Annotated in this window: 14 protein-coding genes and 2 pseudogenes; 6 read left to right on the top strand and 10 right to left on the bottom strand. The window is 49.4% G+C overall.

What is annotated here, in order from left to right:
* Positions 1-399 precede the first annotated feature (399 nt).
* Both F3I44_RS18040 and F3I44_RS18035 read right to left on the bottom strand, forming a co-directional pair.
* Complete coding sequence (locus F3I44_RS18040) at positions 400-780, bottom strand: YgiW/YdeI family stress tolerance OB fold protein (RefSeq protein WP_150015198.1); 381 nt, start codon at positions 778-780, stop codon at positions 400-402.
* A 682-nt stretch (positions 781-1,462) separates the two neighbouring features.
* Positions 1,463-1,882 (bottom strand): DUF1090 family protein, encoded by a 420-nt coding sequence (locus F3I44_RS18035; protein WP_150015199.1) that lies wholly within the window; start codon positions 1,880-1,882, stop codon positions 1,463-1,465.
* 382 nt (positions 1,883-2,264) lie between these two features.
* On the opposite strand from F3I44_RS18035, the gene F3I44_RS18030 reads away from it, so the two are divergent.
* The 3 genes from F3I44_RS18030 to F3I44_RS18020 all read left to right on the top strand — a co-directional run bounded on the left by F3I44_RS18030 (position 2,265) and on the right by F3I44_RS18020 (position 3,521).
* Positions 2,265-2,501: a YgdI/YgdR family lipoprotein gene (locus tag F3I44_RS18030; RefSeq protein ID WP_150015200.1), complete on the top strand. Its 237-nt coding sequence runs from the start codon at positions 2,265-2,267 to the stop codon at positions 2,499-2,501.
* Positions 2,502-2,563: 62 nt separating this feature from the next.
* Positions 2,564-3,106, top strand: coding sequence for a YfaZ family outer membrane protein (locus F3I44_RS18025; RefSeq protein ID WP_150015201.1), 543 nt, complete (start codon positions 2,564-2,566; stop codon positions 3,104-3,106).
* Positions 3,107-3,215: 109 nt separating this feature from the next.
* Positions 3,216-3,521: a hypothetical protein gene (locus tag F3I44_RS18020; protein WP_370452858.1), complete on the top strand. Its 306-nt coding sequence runs from the start codon at positions 3,216-3,218 to the stop codon at positions 3,519-3,521.
* Positions 3,522-3,565: 44 nt separating this feature from the next.
* Here F3I44_RS18020 and F3I44_RS18015 read toward each other — a convergent pair whose 3' ends face one another.
* Positions 3,566-3,748, bottom strand: a complete 183-nt coding sequence (locus F3I44_RS18015) for a DUF2256 domain-containing protein (protein ID WP_150015202.1) — start codon at positions 3,746-3,748, stop codon at positions 3,566-3,568.
* Between the two features lie 1,206 nt (positions 3,749-4,954).
* On the opposite strand from F3I44_RS18015, the gene F3I44_RS18010 reads away from it, so the two are divergent.
* A complete protein-coding gene (locus tag F3I44_RS18010; protein WP_098049800.1) occupies positions 4,955-5,356 on the top strand; it encodes an H-NS family nucleoid-associated regulatory protein in 402 nt (133 codons plus the stop codon).
* A 225-nt stretch (positions 5,357-5,581) separates the two neighbouring features.
* Here F3I44_RS18010 and F3I44_RS18005 read toward each other — a convergent pair.
* A pseudogene (locus tag F3I44_RS18005) lies at positions 5,582-6,024 on the bottom strand (VOC family protein).
* Positions 6,025-6,082: 58 nt separating this feature from the next.
* Entirely contained in the window at positions 6,083-7,654 is a 1,572-nt protein-coding gene (locus tag F3I44_RS18000; protein ID WP_150019504.1) for a diguanylate cyclase, read from the bottom strand.
* A gap of 274 nt (positions 7,655-7,928) precedes the next feature.
* Between F3I44_RS18000 and F3I44_RS17995 the strand changes: the two genes are divergently transcribed.
* Positions 7,929-8,330 (top strand): H-NS family nucleoid-associated regulatory protein, encoded by a 402-nt coding sequence (locus F3I44_RS17995; protein ID WP_150015204.1) that lies wholly within the window; start codon positions 7,929-7,931, stop codon positions 8,328-8,330.
* A 90-nt stretch (positions 8,331-8,420) separates the two neighbouring features.
* On the opposite strand, the pseudogene F3I44_RS17990 reads toward F3I44_RS17995, so the two are convergent.
* The 5 genes and pseudogenes from F3I44_RS17990 to F3I44_RS17970 all read right to left on the bottom strand — a co-directional run bounded on the left by F3I44_RS17990 (position 8,421) and on the right by F3I44_RS17970 (position 14,376).
* Positions 8,421-9,413 (bottom strand): annotated as a pseudogene (locus F3I44_RS17990) (GlxA family transcriptional regulator).
* 74 nt (positions 9,414-9,487) lie between these two features.
* The gene (locus F3I44_RS17985; RefSeq protein ID WP_150015205.1) at positions 9,488-10,267 is read right to left on the bottom strand and encodes an MBL fold metallo-hydrolase; all 780 of its coding nucleotides are present in this window, start codon (positions 10,265-10,267) and stop codon (positions 9,488-9,490) included.
* 274 nt (positions 10,268-10,541) lie between these two features.
* The gene (locus F3I44_RS17980) at positions 10,542-11,558 is read right to left on the bottom strand and encodes an NAD(P)-dependent alcohol dehydrogenase (RefSeq protein WP_107320469.1); all 1,017 of its coding nucleotides are present in this window, start codon (positions 11,556-11,558) and stop codon (positions 10,542-10,544) included.
* A gap of 104 nt (positions 11,559-11,662) precedes the next feature.
* Complete coding sequence (locus tag F3I44_RS17975; RefSeq protein ID WP_150015206.1) at positions 11,663-13,636, bottom strand: methyl-accepting chemotaxis protein; 1,974 nt, start codon at positions 13,634-13,636, stop codon at positions 11,663-11,665.
* A 446-nt stretch (positions 13,637-14,082) separates the two neighbouring features.
* The gene (locus F3I44_RS17970; RefSeq protein ID WP_150015207.1) at positions 14,083-14,376 is read right to left on the bottom strand and encodes a hypothetical protein; all 294 of its coding nucleotides are present in this window, start codon (positions 14,374-14,376) and stop codon (positions 14,083-14,085) included.
* A 200-nt stretch (positions 14,377-14,576) separates the two neighbouring features.
* Here F3I44_RS17970 and F3I44_RS17965 point away from each other — a divergent pair, with 200 nt between their 5' ends.
* Positions 14,577-14,753 carry a general stress protein gene (locus F3I44_RS17965; protein ID WP_009093122.1) on the top strand — a complete coding sequence of 59 codons (177 nt, stop codon included), beginning with the start codon at positions 14,577-14,579 and terminating at the stop codon, positions 14,751-14,753.
* The last annotated feature ends 223 nt before the right edge of the window (positions 14,754-14,976 follow it).

Raw genomic sequence — 14,976 nt, 5'->3', positions numbered from 1 at the left:
AATTTAGTTACATCATTCATTTTTTACTGTAAAGAACAACCACGGCCCTTCGGGCCGTCCGGGGCGGCTTGTCAATGAGCACTCGAATTTTCAGGACGGCTCGGTTAGATTTAGCCAAAAGCATGCACATTTCATAGGAGGATCTCCTGTCCAGCTACACGCACTTTAGTGTGTTGTAACTAATCTATATCTGTTCCAGGATTGATTCAGCACCATCTTTTTAAGTTGTGAATGCACTGCCTCATTCGAGGTTAAGACTGGAAGTTTTAGTCATCGCTATCTTGCCGGACATGCTCCGAATAGTTATTGCTTAACCTGGAATACTCAACCGGCAACGCGCATATAAAAAATGGCAGTGGCCCGGCTTCAGGTCACTGCCATATCAGTGGTAAATACAGGTTACTTCAGAACGCGGACAGTTTTCACGTCAATTTCAACGCTGTTCCAGTCTTTATCGATCTCTCCTTCAATACGAACTTTATCCGCAGGTGAAAGGGTTTGCCCCATCCAGCGTTTGTCGTCGATATCGACATAAATGCTACCGGTGGTATCTTTGAACTCGTAAAGTTCATGTCCAACCTGCCTGATAATATTGCCTTCCAGAACAACCCAGGCATCATCCCGTAGTGTTTTAGCCTGAGCGACTGAAACAGCACCGGGTGTCGGACCTTTAAATCCGCCCTGCGAATAGCCCTGCCCTTCTGCCGAAACAAAACCTTCCTGCGCTGAAACACCAAAAGTCATACATGTAAACAACGCCGCTAAAATAATCTTCTTCATATTTTTATCTCCGTTAAACAGTCAGGTTAATTTACAGCGCGGATCTTAACGAAATCTTAAGAAAGATTATTAGCTGCGCGTGTTTCCAAAATTCAATCAGCAAAATGTGGTTGAAAACCCACCTCAAAATAAAAACAAAAGTTAATAAGGTGTTATCAACACAAAATAAAAAAAACACCAATCCAAATTTCGACACCTATTTTTTAACGCCGACTATAAAATGACAACTTCTGCAATCAAATCTTTTGCCTTTTCGCAAAAATTATATAGTTTTCTACGGTACCAAAAGCTATCATTCCCCTGCATAGATATATCCCAGTATTAATTTATTCTGTATCGCAGCTTTGCTCATGAACAACCTTGTATTATTTATAACCACTCGAATGAGTGGTTTTTTTTATGCCTTCTTCCAGATTGTCACGTGAATCCTTAACGGTGAATATTTATTTCATCAGCAATATTTTTAGCAGCAATACCGTTCTGGTAGAGTACAGGAGTGGGGATGTTTTATGGTTCTGTCTACCAGTGCTTAAACAGACGAAGAACGGTAATTTATGTTCTACAAGCTTGTGCTGTTTTCTTAATCAGAAGGCGAATAATCTGCCTTGCCTAAACTGACCACAAAGAGCGGTGGATTGCGAAATTCGAAGGCTTATGCTGGTAAGCCCTCGAATAAATAATGTTAATTCAGTCTATGAGCATCATCCTGTGCTTCTTGCAAGTCTAATTTTGCAGATTCAAGCTTCAGTTTCTTTTCTTCTATCTTATTGATTTTATTTTTTATTCTGTCGGTGCGACCTTCTGCTTTTGCTTCAGCCAAATCCTGCTCAGCTTCCTGAAGCTCAAGCTCTGCTTTTTTAACCTTGATTTCTCGTTTTCTGACGTCATGAGAGGCACGCGTTGCCTGACGCTCATCAGTACAATAAGTTTCAATTTTGTCACGAGCAATATTGAGTCGGGCAATTTCTGCGCTATTTCCATGAAGTTTAGCCATTTCTCTTTTAGCTGAAATATCGGCCAGTTGATCTTTGCAGGAATCAGTTGCAGCGAACACGGTTAATGGTGAAGCAACAAAAATCAAAGCGATAATTGTTTTTTTCATAGCTATATTAACTCCTTGTTAAATCACACTAATCATAATGATATTGCCGGCTCACTATAGCGAAAAGAAAAAGAGCCACAACGTAAAATTTGAAACATCAAATTATCCTGTCATTAAGGAGCTATTGTTAAATTCCTGCCTTGCACTTAACAACACCTTTCATGCATATCACTTCTGAAAAAAGAAAAGTGCAATGAGGTTATTTAAATACCTTAGCTTTCAAACAATGCGTAATTCTTAACCCTCTTCTGAACAACCTGTGAAATGATCCAGATCATTTTTTTATGCATTCGTAGCCGTACTCCCAGATTGTTATCATGTCGTTTAACAAACACAGCTAATAATGCCGCATCTTCTTAAAGAACAACGAGTGGAAAGTAAAATGACATCTTTCAATCATGGCAGAAAATTCGCCTTCGCTTTCGTGATGATGGTTTCAGTTATGTCCATTTCCGCCTGCTCAGGCAATTATGTCATCTCCACCAATGACGGCCACATGATAACCACGCAGGGTAAACCCGTCAGAGATAAAGAAACGGGCATGCTCTCCTATAAAGATGCGGACGGAAACATGCATCAGTTGCAACAGCATGATGTTAAAGAAATGATCCAAAAGTAGATCGTTTTAAACCACGATATTGATTAATTCCCTGAAAACTCCTGATGTGGAAGAAATGAGCAATGAAAATCTCCTTAATTAGCCTTGGCTTACTGCTGTGTGTCTCTTCATCTGCAATGGCCATTGGCCTGAATGCTGAACAAGGTAAAAACACCTCTGCGCTGGATGCTGAAATTGGCCGTTCTTCCGGCGGACTCTATCTGGACAGCCAGTGGATCAAAAATACGGCAGATGGTGTGCAGATTGGTCAGGCAGGTACCGGCTATAACCTCGAAATTGGTCCGGTGATGCTGACGGCTGGCGCTAAAGCTACGTATATCGGTGGCAAAAAAGGGGATAACGGCGTCGCATTTCCTGTCGGCGGCGGTGTGAAAATCAATCTGCCTGCCGATTTTGCGATTTATGGTGAGGGGTATTCCGCGCCGGAACAACTGACTAACAGCGTTAAGAATTTTGTGGAAGCAAACGCCGGCGTCAGCTGGTCACCTCTAGGCCCACTGGTCTTAAAAGTGGGCTATCGCTATGCAGGTGTCGATGGCAAAGATGGGCGTCCAGGTCATACGCTGATAGACGGACCCTACATTGGTGGCGGTCTGACATTTTAATGTTGGCTGAAAGTTTATTTTTGCAGGAGAGGAAGCCCATTCAGTTGACCAGACTGGCTTCCTTACTGAATAACTCGCCTCAAGGCTGGCGGGGGTCGCTGAGGAACAGATGATGAAACCGATAATGCTGATGTTGTTCACTCTTTGTCTGACCGGATGCGTGCAATATAAATGGGTCAAACCCGATGCATCTGAGCAGCAGGAAACCATAGCAGAAACAGCCTGTCAGGCTCAGGCGCTGCGGGATTTACCTCCTGATAATATCGTCAGTGGTAAATACACCTCGAAAGACAGTAAATATAAAACGACTGATACCGACTACTCCACCAGTGACGCCAATGAAAGTCAGCGCGAGATACTGGTAAAAGATTGCATGTTTAAAAAAGGCTGGCAACAGATTGAGGTTCAGCAATAGCAATCTGTGAGGCCAGGTCAATACCTGGCCTGTTCCTGTAAGTTTCACTGGTTCCGCTCAGCGTTCTGCGCATCATCTTTATGCTGCGCAGAACGCTGACGCCGGCAACGCTCTGAGCAATACAAAACCTCATTCCAGCACTTCTCCCATTTTTTACGCCATGACATTGGTTTGTTACAGGTTTTACAGTAACGAACCGGTAATGATTTTTTATTGCCTTTAAACACTTCAGACCTCTGCAGAAGTAATCATCGCGCTGACGTTAACGCATCAGTTGTTCAGTGTAGCTTAGCCTGAGGTTATTCCTCCCCATGCTTGCATTAGCGACGTGTACATTGTGTTCAGGTGACGCTGATGCATGATTATGCTCACCCAATCCTGCACTGATTTATAGTGCGCATCTATCCCTCGCAACTATTCAAACTTGTTCCTCTCTTCTGTAACCTGAGAAAGAACACGGCATAAGTGAGAAACCACAGAGTTAATTGCACCATGAAACAGTCCAGCGCCGTTCACAACTGGACTCACCAGGCCGGTAACTCATTACTCTACTGCTGAACGTTATGCCGTGGACTGAAGGCCAGAAGAAGTTGTGAAATCACTTATCAAACCTGGTCGAAGTTATGCAACTAAGTGCTGGGTTTAATGCGCCTTAAGCAATAATCCTGGATAAAAATGGCACCAGGCTTCTAGCCACACCATGTCATGGGCTTATTAGTTGGAAGCTCTGATTGAACTAAGGGTAATTATTACCGTAAATAATCAGTTTAATGGCAGCAGCCAGGCGATGATTCTGCTTAACCCCTATCCAGTTGTCTGAGTACACTGCACAATGTACCCATATTTAAACCAACCGGCAGACAATTTTGCAGCGCTGTTATGCGCTATGTTATGTTCATGAAAATAGAAGATTTTGTGGATAAATTAAATTGTTTTCATGAACTTATGACTAAGATGCTGCTTCAACCTTACTCAGAATAAATTAGCTAAATAATTCATATCGGGATCTTTACTGAGAAATTACACTCAATATCATTGCACTGTGCGCTAACTGCATGTGAGCTTTGCAGTTAACGTAATCCTCTTTCTCAGGAGGAGCATGCGAATAGCGAAGCGACTCCGCTAACAATGCAGAAAAATCAGCACGATTAATCCATAGCCCACTAAATTATCGTGCTTCTCAGGTGATACAGGTTTTAGCCACTTTGATTGAAGTGAGTAAGATAATAGCATAAATTTACTTTTGTTTAACGAGCATGCGTTAAATAGAGTTTCAACTCTCTCAGAAACAGATTAATATGTTAAGGTTGAACTATTGGTTCTGTATTATGATTCTTCGAAGGCAAGCATTTTAAAAAAGCAGGTCTGACGAAAAGCATCAGCGTGAACCCGCTCTGTATTTTTATTATCTGAACATGACTATGGTGACTTTGATGAGTGACACTCTCAACAGCTTGAATAATATCCGTACCCTCCGCGCAAATGCTCGCGAGCTTGACCTTGCTGCCCTGGAAGAAATGCTGGAAAAACTGTCTGTTGTGGTTAGTGAGCGACGTGAAGAAGCTCAGGCTTCTGAAGCGGCTAATCGTGAAAAAGCTGAAAAACTGGCAAAATATCGCGAATTACTGTTGCAGGAAGGTATCGATCCTAACGAACTGTTAAATGGTATGCCAACTGCGCCCGCTGAGAAGAAAAAACGTGCGCCTCGTCCGGCTAAATATCAGTATACCGACGAGAATGGTGACGTTAAGCAGTGGACAGGTCAGGGCCGTACCCCATCGGCTATTAAATCAGCCATCGATGCAGGTAAATCGCTGGACGATTTTCTGATCTAATTCAGAATGCCTGGATGATAACCGCCTGGCGTTGCTCAGGCGGTTTTTTATCAGCAACAGACAGAAACATATCAATCACCGACTCATACTTCTCCTGCCTGTTTACGCGCTGCTTACCCTGCTTCATGCTCAATCATGCACAGACGCTATCCTGGGTGAAATAACCGAAATGCTCTGCGCAATCGCGTTGCAGATAAAAGCTTTCATTTACTTAGCTGAGCCGTTTTATCTATTCAAAACAGACCCGGACTTACGGGACGTGATGATTTCCAACCCGACCTGCTGGCCAAATGAAAGTTCAGGCGTATTACCATCAGAGTCGGCCAAAAATGCCCAGTAGCCTACTGGTGCACCAGATTGCTGCGCATCGCGTCGCAATACACCTTCACGCCATGCAATCGCCACTTTTGCCTCTCTCCGCGACTGCCGCAGGCTACGCCAATATGACCAAAAGGCCCCAGTGGCGTATCGTTACTGTTATCAAATTGCACCAGCACCAGAGCAACAGGTCGGGTCAGGTCTGACAGCCATGCAACTTTCTGCGCTTTTGCAATGGCCGGTTCTCGCTGATCTATTACCTGCATACCGGCATAACGACGATAAAACTACGCTTTTTCTAAATCACGTACCTGTAAAGCAGGATGAGTGAAACCGGTATCGTTTGACATGCTCGCTCCCTGGTGAGGTTGAGCGATCACCGTGCTACGGGTGCAGTTCAGAATTTGCTCACGCGTGCTTAGCCGGACGCTCTTCACACATTACCTGGTTGCGCCCTGCCCGTTTCGCACGATACAAGGCCTCATCCGCGCGCGCTATCAGCGCCTGTTTTCCCTGCTGTGAATCAGTAGCAAGATACATGGCACAGCCTGCACTCAGGGTTACGTGCCCTTGCGGCAGCTCCGTAGTCATATGCGGAATAGCGAGCCGATTAACGGCTGCGATGATGGACTCCGCCAGTTCCAGCGCAGCGGACAGCGGTTGTTCAGACAGAATGATGGCAAATTCTTCACCGCCATAGCGCGCGGTGAGTTCGTTTTTTCGCCGGGCGGCGTGCTTCAGAACGGCGGCCACTTTTTTCAGACAGTCATCACCGGCTACATGGCCGTAAGTGTCGTTGTAACGTTTAAAATAGTCGATATCAAACAGAATCAGTGACACGGGCAGACCACTGAGCTCCGCATTCAGCAGGCTTTCTGTCAGCATGTGGTCGAAATGGCGACGGTTAGCAACCCCTGTCAGCCCGTCACTCTGTGCCTGATTTTCCAGAGAGCGATTCGCTGCAGTCAGCTCATCGCGTAGTCGTGTCAGTTCACGCTGATAACGCAGCGTATCGCGCGCCTGACGCAGCACAAACGCACCCAGTAAAAGAATAACTAGTAGCAGAGCCAGACTCAGAATCAGATCCTGTACCCGGCTCTTAAGCCAGTGGTTAAATAGGGCATGCTTGTCGTAGCCCGCGGCTACCACCAGCGGATATCGCTGTGAGCGGACAAAGCCGAAGATGCGTCTTTTACCATCAAGTGCAGCCGTCCACTGACCGCTGCCTCTATCCGAATTGGCCAGGATCTTCAGGAACAGCGGACTCACTGAAAGATTTTTGCCGATGTAGCTATCGGGCATCGGTCGGGCGTAAAGCACCGTACTGTCTGCCAGCATCAGCACCAGCACATCGCCATCACTGAGTTCGTAGTAGCTGTAGAAACGGCGAAAGTAGTCCACTTTAATGGTGGCGAGCAATACACCCTTAAAACCCTTGTAAGCATCGTTGACGCGCAGGGTAACCGGAATCACCAGTTCGTGCGTGGTGCGGCTGCGAATGACCGGGCCGATATGCAGGTTATTGCGCGGACTGGCGCGATGATAATCAAAATACTCACGATCGGAATTATCAACGTCCGACGGTATCCGGCTCATCGAGGTCGCTATCCACCGGCCCCGCTCATCATAGTAGAACAGACCGTGAAGTTGCGGCAGACGGCTCTGCAACAGATGCATCGTCTGACTCAGCGCCTTACCCTCTGCGCCGGTAGTGGCGAGCAGCCTTTCAAGCTCACGTTGTACTTCGCGCAATGAAAGTTCGGTTTGCAGAAACGTATCGTCAGCCTGCCGCGCCTGCGACAGTGAGAGATTCACAGCCGTATCTTCAGCTTTAAGGACGGTTTCATTCCAGTCTTCCCGCAGCGTCCACACATTTAATCCAATGACCGCCACGGTGAGCAGTGCGCCTGAGAGCATAATGCTTCTCAGCAACGGCGAAATTGCTGGCGCAGGATCATCATTTTTACGGCGAAACTTCATGCCTGTCCTTAATAAACCCGGTTGACTGATTTAAGCACAGTTAATCAAAAGCAAAAATGTAAATCCCGCAATCCTGCTTCGATAATGACACTCAGCATTAAACCAGCACAATTCGCTTAAATCCTCTCCTTGACTGGCTCAATCAGTGTTCATAGCGGAGCACTACTAGCGAATAACACCACATTTAAGCTTCATTTCTCAGGCACGTAAATGTTACCCTTGCCGGCTGAATAATTTGCACTTTATTGATTAACTTGAATATTTGAGGAATTTTATGACTAAGAACCTGAGCAGCCTGAATAATATCCGCACACTTCGTGCAGAGGCGCGCAATATGGCTCTGGATATGCTCGAAGAGTTGCGCCAGAAATTAGAGACCGTGGTAAATGAGCGTCGTGATGAGGAAAACGCGCGGGCAGCAGAAGCCCGTGAAAAAGCGGAGAAACTGGCGTTTTACAAAGAGCTGTTGCTGGAAGAAGGCATTAACCCAGCGGAGCTGGTAAACAGCACATCTCCTTCCGCAACCGGTACAAAGAAACGCGCGAAACGTCCGGCCAAATACCGTTACACCGATGAAAATGGCCAGGTCCGTTACTGGACCGGTCAGGGGCGAACGCCCTCTGTCATTAAATCGGCGATTGAAAATGGCCAGTCGCTGGATGATTTCCTGCTTTAATCGCAACGTTCCTGTCGGAATAGTGATCGCTACTGTGTGGCACTGTTCCGGCATTGCAATTCCGGAATGCCGATAGCCATCCCGACTTGATCATACGTTATCTTTTGCCACTTTCTCTTCGTTCACCATCTTCTGTGGACCACGAAATGTCCGGCGCCACTCGCTGGGAGAGACGCCAAACCGGGATTTGAAACGCTGCCGGAACGAGACAGGTGAATCAAAGCCTGCCTTTGCTGCTACACATTCAATGCTGATGCCGGTGGTTTCCAGTAACTGCTGGCTACGTTGCAGACGCTCGGCCGTAAGCCACTCGCCCAGTGACATCCCCGTCGCCTTATGAAAATGCCGCGTCAGCGTTCGCCGGCTCATGCTGAGTGTGCGCGCAAGTGAGTCCAGATCCTGCGGCTGATGCAGATTCTCTCGCAGGGATGACAGCAGTGCATTGATCTTACCGTCTCGCGTGGATTCCGGAACCGGCCGCTCAATAAACTGCGCCTGTCCGCCCTCTCGGTAAGGCGGCACCACCATACGTCTGGCCACCCGATTCGCCACGGCGCTGCCATAGTGCCGACGGATGATGTCCAGACAGCAGTCGATACCCGCTGCGGTGCCGGCAGAGGTGATAAGACGATCGTCCCCGGTATAAAGGGCGTTGCTGTCGAGCAGAACCTGCGGAAAGCGTTCGCTGAAGTCACGCTCAAATTCCCAGTGGGTAGCAGCACGATGCTGATCAAGCAGGCCTGCATAAGCCAGTACGTAAGTCCCCAGACAAAGTCCGACGATCTCCGCGCCACGCTACCAGGCCGCCACCAGCTTATCAAGCAGCGCCTGTGACGGTTTTTCTTCCGGATTGTGCCAGTATGGCACGATAACGATATCTGCCCGATCAAGCAGGGTCAGCCCATGCGTCACCATGATTGACAGTCCCATCTCTGAGATCACCGGGCCTGATTTTTCTGCGCAGATATCAATATGAAACAGATCCTGCTGCGGCAGAGCAGAGCCGAACAGAATGCAGGGAACTGAAAAATGAAATGGACTAAAACCGGCCGTTGCCAGCACAGCAACGCTCAGAGCAGCCATCTTTCCCCCCTTATTGTATGAAAATGTATGATTAAGAATGAAACGCGCAATTGGCCGGTTTAATGCCACGACGCTCAGAACGTCATCGTTTCACCCTCTTCCGGGATCACCACCTGGTCAGCAATATCCTGTTCCTGGGTGTAAGCACGCAGTTCAGCGCGTGTCAGAAGACAATGGTTGATCGCCTCCATGTGCGAAGTCACCAGCGTCGCTTCAGGCAGAATATTGAGCGTACGCAGCGTATCCTCTTTTCCCATGATAATCGGGCCATAGAGATCGTTTGTCGCATTACCGGCATTGATTACCACGACCTGCGGCTGAAAACGTTGCAGTGTTCTGACATAAGGCTTAACCCAGACGGTATCCCCGGCAATGTAGAGCGTTTTTTCTGACGGATGGGTAAATACCAGACCACAGGCATCACCCAGAATATCGCCCATTGTTTTGTCGGCATACAACGCATTGCTGCCATGCTGGCCCTCTGTTTTGTGAATTGTCAGGCCGTCGACAAACGAATTTTCATCCCGCAGCACCCTAACGTGTGCAAAACCCTGCGAACGAATCAGCGCTGCATCACGTTCATTCTGGCTATAGATCACCATCGTCTTCGGTATCAGCTGCTGCGCGGCCTCGTCCCAATGGTCCATATGTGTATGGGTGACAATCACTGCATCTACCGCCAGCAGCGCCTCAACCGGGAGAGGCAGTTCAACCATAGGATTTCGCAGATGGGGACGGGCATTACCGGCAAAGCCTGGCCACGCTTCTTTATCAGCCAGCATCGGATCGATCAGGAATTTATTGCCTGCATACTCCAGCAGCAGTGTGGCATTACGAATCTGGGTCAGCTTCATTTTGTGCTCCGCAAACGATCTTTTTTGATATCAGCCAGGCTTACAGGCTGCGATAAGTTCACTTTACCGCACGCTCTGACCTGCACGTGACAGGCTCACAGGACAGTCTTCGATGGATTCGGGCCAGTTTTTGAAGGTAGCGCTGACTGGGGGCGGAGCCTGATGGAAGAAAGGGCATGACCTGAGTGTGAAACGAATTATCAGGATCAGAGCTGACAACATGAGGACAAAAAAATGCCGCAGCAGGCTGCGGCATATTCATTTCAGATTCGCATCAGAAATCGGCTTTCAGAACCACACGGTAATTGGCTTTACCGGCGCGGACGTGATCCAGCGCTTTATTGATGTCTGACATCGGGAAGAACTCAACCTGTGGCGCAATATCCGCACGCGAAGCGAGTCGCAGCAGTGATCGCAGCTGGCCTGGTGAGCCGGTTGATGAACCGGTTACCGCTTTGTCGCCCAGGATCAGATCAAAAGCACTGACTTCAATCGGCTTCATCACGGCACCCACGGTGTGGAATTTACCCTGAGGTGCCAGCGCAGCGAAATAAGGTTTCCAGTCCAGGTCGACTGCTACGGTGCTCAGGATCAGATCAAAACGACCCGCCTGCTTTTTCAGGGCTTCAGGATCACGGCTGTTAACCACTTCATCCGCACCCATATCCAGAATCGACTGCTTCTTATCCGGCGTTGAGCTGAATGCCACGACTTCGGCACCCATCGCGTGCAGGAGTTTGATAGCAATATGGCCCAGACCGCCGATACCGATCACGCCAACACGGCTGGTGGCAGTGATGTTGCTCATCAGCAGGGGTTTAAATACGGTAATACCGCCGCACAGCAGCGGACCGGCGCTGGCCGCATCCAGTTTTTCCGGCAGCGGGATAACCCATTGCCAGTCGGCGCGCAGCTTCTCGGCAAACCCTCCCTTATTCATGATGGTCGGGATGCTGCCCTGTTGACAGTTAACCTGCTCGCCGTTGATACAGGCATCGCAGTGCTGACAGCTTTTGGCTGTCCAGCCAATTCCTACACGCTGGCCGATTGAGAGACCTTTGCTTTTAGCCGCTTCGCCCAGGGCTGAAACCCGGCCAATCACTTCATGTCCTGCAATCACCGGGAACTGAGAGATGCCCCACTCGTTATCGATCATCGACAGATCTGAGTGGCAGACGCCACAATATTCGACCTGGACTTCGACTTCTTCGGCTGCCAGTTCGGCGGCATCGTACTCATAGAGTTCAAGGGCCTGGCCAGCCTGCATGGCTGCATAACTTTTGATTTTCATTAGTACCTCTGCGTGGTTAATCACCGACAAGTGTAACAACTGAGAGCCTGCCTTGCCTGGCCGTTACGCTTACACCGCACTTTTTTGTCTTTTATGCTGATAAATCAGCCTTTAACCTGTGCCCCGGAAAGCGTTTGTAACACTTTGAGCTGCGCGACGGCTTCCTGCATCGCGTCCATTCCCTGCGTCAGTTCACGCAGGCTGCCGAGATGCTTCGCAATGTCGGCGCGCTCATGTCGGGTCTGCTGATTCATGGCCGCCAGCGTATCGGCCGCGCTGATGCTGCGCTCCGCCATCTGTGCAGCCGTCTGCGCCGAGTCACTGGCTACCAGCCGGATCCGTGAGATGGTGGTAACCGCCTCGCCGATGTTATTCGCCGTGGCTTCAGCCTGCTCTTTCGACGAATGGGCCAGACGACGAACTTCGCCTGCTACCACGGCAAAGCCGCGGCCAGCCTCGCCTGCACGAGCTGCTTCTACGGCAGCATTCAGCGCCAGGATATTGGTCTGGAAGGCTATGTTGCTGATACCATGCGTAATCTCATTGATGCCATTCGAGATTTTTTCCAGATCGTCCAGCCCTTCATCCAGCCGCCCCTGCGCCTGCTGACTCTCAGTGGCGATGTTGCTGATATTACGGATACTGCTTTCTGCCAGACTCAGCGTTTCACCCTGGCTCTGAGTCGCCGTTTCCAGCACCGGCAGCGCCTCCATCAGCGGCGTCAGCGCCTGCTGATAGTTGATCACCCGATCCAGCACCCGTGTCTGAATGCTGTTCAGCGCTTCCCAGCGGCGCAAGGCGCGCTGCGCGTAATGTGCGGCGTAACCAGCATATTCCACCGGAAACTGGCTCATCGCTTTGACGTCATGATTGAAAAACACCAGCGCCGAAAGCGTCTGATTGATTGGCACGCCCAGAATTTCGCCAAAGCTTGAGAAACCAGCGGCAGCAATGCCTTTGAAGAAGTGGGCATTGTGCAGTTTATCGGCATTACCGACACGACGTAGAATACAGTCGTTCATGAGTATTGCGGCCGGTTTGCCATGCCGGGCAGTAAAAGCCTGCCACTCCTGCTGTGTCGCCTGTTTAAAGTCTTTTTCTTCCATCAGGAACAGTCGATCGCCAAACTCAAGGTCACAGAAAAAGTGCACGCCACCCGATTCAATTTTGGCGATTGAGCGAATAAAGTATTCGCCGCCGACTTTGACACCGAAGGTCAGCCCCTTTAGCCGCTCGTTCAACTGCGCTTCGGTGCAGCTCAGATGTTCACACAGCGACGCGACAAACGGCTGTTGCTGACCCTGACGGTTAAATACAGAAGTGACGGTGCGCGCAATCGGATCGGCTTCAGCAATCAGCCAGCTCTGCTCGCGTGGCGTGAAGTTCTGGCTTTTAAAAGGCGCAAAGGATTTCCCAGCAGCCATCTGGCAGAACACAATGACGGCTTTGCCCTGCAATACCCTGCCACCCGCACCAATCCAGGTGCCATCAAAGGTAATTTTGCCACCCGCTGAACCGCCAATCGCCAGGCAGGGAAAACGCCCGCTGTTATACCAGGCCTGCATCAGAAAGCCTTCTGACGCAGACAAGCCGTCACAGTAAATCATCGCAAAAGTCCGATCGGCCGAGAGGGGCATCCGTACCTGCAACCGCATCAGCTCCTGCTGAATGGCGGTAATACGCTGACTGGCGGTCTGCGTATCGGCAACATGCAGATCGACAATGTGCGTTTCATGGCTGGCGATCAGCGTGTCGGGCAGCCAGAGATAACTTCCTTCCGGGCCGTTGCCATCACAGTAGGTACTTTGCGATCGGCTGCTGCTCAGCGCACCGTTGGAAGAGAGCGTCAGCACCGTCAGATCGGGGGTGTTAAAGCGCTGCCAGGCCTGACTGACCCGCTGAAAATCGGCTTCAGGCGGAACAAACGTCATCAGAATCCCGCCCGCGCGCGAGCTTAAACCAATGGAAGAGAGTGAATCTGGCAACGCACGACAATCCCAGGTGCCATTCGCTGGCTGGCTGCTACGCCTGAGACGGGCAACAGGCAGGCGTCTTTTGATCGTCTTAATGATCGACATATTATTATTTTCGCTTTTATTTGAATAAATTGCGCTTAATTCGCATTGTCTGGTGTGTATTAAAAGGAGGGCTAAATGCAGGTCCGTTCGCGTTCAGAACTCGTCGCTGAGTGCCGGGTTCATCATTGACTGGCGCGCTCAACGCCATTGGGTTATCGCCACCAGCGGGAAAACCTTTAGCAATTGCTGCAGTTGGTTTAATGGATGAGTTTGTTACAAAATCGTAGCATAAAATAACCCAGGACGGGAGTCTGGCGGGCGGATGTAAAGCTGTGCTGGTGACTGATGTCTACTGTTTGCGATGCAGACTCACCCGTTTTTAATGAGCTGGGTCTTTTTTATTGTGGCGGTCGGTAAAAGAGAGCGCTCAGAGGGTTATTCTGCCGCCTCCAGGCGTCTCTCTTAATCGGGCGACTTCACCGCTAAAATGAGCAGCGCTTTACTCATTATGCACTCTGCTCCTGCCAGTGCCGTTCGCAACGCTCCCGAGCTTCGGCAGGCAGATCGCGTAAATCGGGCAGCGTATCGCCGGAACCGTAGCCCATTGATCCCATCGCTTCCTGCTGTTCATCCTGCGCGGCAAAGGTGATTTTCTCCTCCAGTTTCTGCCAGCTATCACCCTGTTGCCGGGAGATAACAGCAAAAGTGGGCGTTTGTGCATCGTCGCCATAGATTTCATATTTCTGCTTATGCTCGTCAGAACCAAACTCAAGCGTGTCGATTAATGTCGCGTCGCTCATAATATTCTCCTTTTCGTCAGACCTTTAAGCGTAGTTCATCGGTCATTTCCCTGCTGTGGCAAACCGGTAGAAGAAATTTAATCTCCGCCTTATCAAAACCTTGACGCTGTGCATTTGCATAAACGAAGCGGGCGGCTATGCTTCCTGGTGTGACTAGCTAGTCCTTTTTATCTCACGGAACATTGATATGAGGTCTTCCTATGACACAACAGAAATACAGAGGTGGTGCCGGTAATTTTGCCAACGATCCGGAACGTGCGAGTGAAGCTGGCAGTGCAGGAGGCAAGGTCAGTGGGGGCAATTTCAAAAACGATCATGAAAAAGCCAGGGAAGCCGGTCGGAAAGGAGGCAAGATTAGTCGCCGTCCTTCTAAGTAATTCTGAATAAAGCGCTTTAGGACGTTTTACGCCATGGAGTGGCATCTCTCGTGAGTGAAACCACGACAATGTCCGTCCCTCATCTGGCTCTGCCATAAAATACTTTTACGCTATTCCACCGCTCTGGTATTCGCAACCCGGATAGCAGGTCTGACGGCACGCTTTATTTTCAGTCGCATGAGCCGTGATTTCAGCCCGCCTGTCCTGTCGGACAGACGAGCTG

The sequence above is a fragment of the Pantoea sp. F_5 genome, assembly GCF_008631595.1.
Lineage (GTDB): Bacteria > Pseudomonadota > Gammaproteobacteria > Enterobacterales > Enterobacteriaceae > Pantoea > Pantoea gossypiicola.
This window is presented reverse-complemented; position numbering and strand designations above follow the sequence as displayed.

What these genes read in the sequence shown, in the direction of transcription:
- F3I44_RS18010 (WP_098049800.1), top strand. Translation starts at nt 4,955, where the DNA reads ATGAGTGACACTCTCAACAGCTTGAATAATATCCGTACCCTCCGCGCA.
- F3I44_RS18000 (WP_150019504.1), bottom strand. Translation starts at nt 7,654, where the DNA reads ATGAAGTTTCGCCGTAAAAATGATGATCCTGCGCCAGCAATTTCGCCG.
- F3I44_RS18035 (WP_150015199.1), bottom strand. Translation starts at nt 1,882, where the DNA reads ATGAAAAAAACAATTATCGCTTTGATTTTTGTTGCTTCACCATTAACC.
- F3I44_RS17980 (WP_107320469.1), bottom strand. Translation starts at nt 11,558, where the DNA reads ATGAAAATCAAAAGTTATGCAGCCATGCAGGCTGGCCAGGCCCTTGAA.
- F3I44_RS17985 (WP_150015205.1), bottom strand. Translation starts at nt 10,267, where the DNA reads ATGAAGCTGACCCAGATTCGTAATGCCACACTGCTGCTGGAGTATGCA.
- F3I44_RS17965 (WP_009093122.1), top strand. Translation starts at nt 14,577, where the DNA reads ATGACACAACAGAAATACAGAGGTGGTGCCGGTAATTTTGCCAACGAT.
- F3I44_RS18025 (WP_150015201.1), top strand. Translation starts at nt 2,564, where the DNA reads ATGAAAATCTCCTTAATTAGCCTTGGCTTACTGCTGTGTGTCTCTTCA.
- F3I44_RS18020 (WP_370452858.1), top strand. Translation starts at nt 3,216, where the DNA reads ATGATGAAACCGATAATGCTGATGTTGTTCACTCTTTGTCTGACCGGA.
- F3I44_RS17970 (WP_150015207.1), bottom strand. Translation starts at nt 14,376, where the DNA reads ATGAGCGACGCGACATTAATCGACACGCTTGAGTTTGGTTCTGACGAG.
- F3I44_RS17995 (WP_150015204.1), top strand. Translation starts at nt 7,929, where the DNA reads ATGACTAAGAACCTGAGCAGCCTGAATAATATCCGCACACTTCGTGCA.
- F3I44_RS17975 (WP_150015206.1), bottom strand. Translation starts at nt 13,636, where the DNA reads ATGTCGATCATTAAGACGATCAAAAGACGCCTGCCTGTTGCCCGTCTC.
- F3I44_RS18030 (WP_150015200.1), top strand. Translation starts at nt 2,265, where the DNA reads ATGACATCTTTCAATCATGGCAGAAAATTCGCCTTCGCTTTCGTGATG.
- F3I44_RS18040 (WP_150015198.1), bottom strand. Translation starts at nt 780, where the DNA reads ATGAAGAAGATTATTTTAGCGGCGTTGTTTACATGTATGACTTTTGGT.